This window comes from Streptomyces johnsoniae, from assembly GCF_031845565.1.
GTDB classification, from domain to species: Bacteria; Actinomycetota; Actinomycetes; order Streptomycetales; family Streptomycetaceae; genus Streptomyces; species Streptomyces johnsoniae.
The window spans coordinates 1-423 of sequence record NZ_JAVREV010000089.1; the positions used below are offsets into that span (position 1 = coordinate 1).

Below are 423 nucleotides of genomic sequence, written 5' to 3' on the forward strand. Positions count from 1 at the left end.
GCATACCTTCGGCTACGAGTTCAAGCCGTGGCGCGACGAGCATGCGATTGCCACCGCCGACAAGATCCTCGCCTACCTGCGCGAGACGGTCTCGGAGAACGGCATCGACCGCCACATCCGGTTCCACCACAAGGTGCTCGGCGCGGCCTGGGATTCGGCGCGGGCTTCCTGGACCGTGGACATCGAGCGGACCGACGGTGCCGATGCCGATCCAGAACTCGTGCAGATCTCGGCGAGCTGGCTGTTCTGCGGCGGCGGGTACTACCGCTACGACCAGGGCTACACCCCGCAGTTCGACGGCACCGACCGGTTCACCGGGCGCATCGTGCACCCCCAGCACTGGCCCGAGGACCTCGACTACGCCGGCAAGAAGGTCGTCGTGATCGGCAGCGGTGCCACCGCGGTCACGCTGATCCCGGCGAT

The 423-nt window shown here is 67.4% G+C and carries 1 pseudogene; it reads left to right on the forward strand.

Annotated elements, in window-relative coordinates:
• Positions 1–423, forward strand: a pseudogene (locus RM779_RS33410) (FAD-containing monooxygenase EthA); the annotation flags it as partial.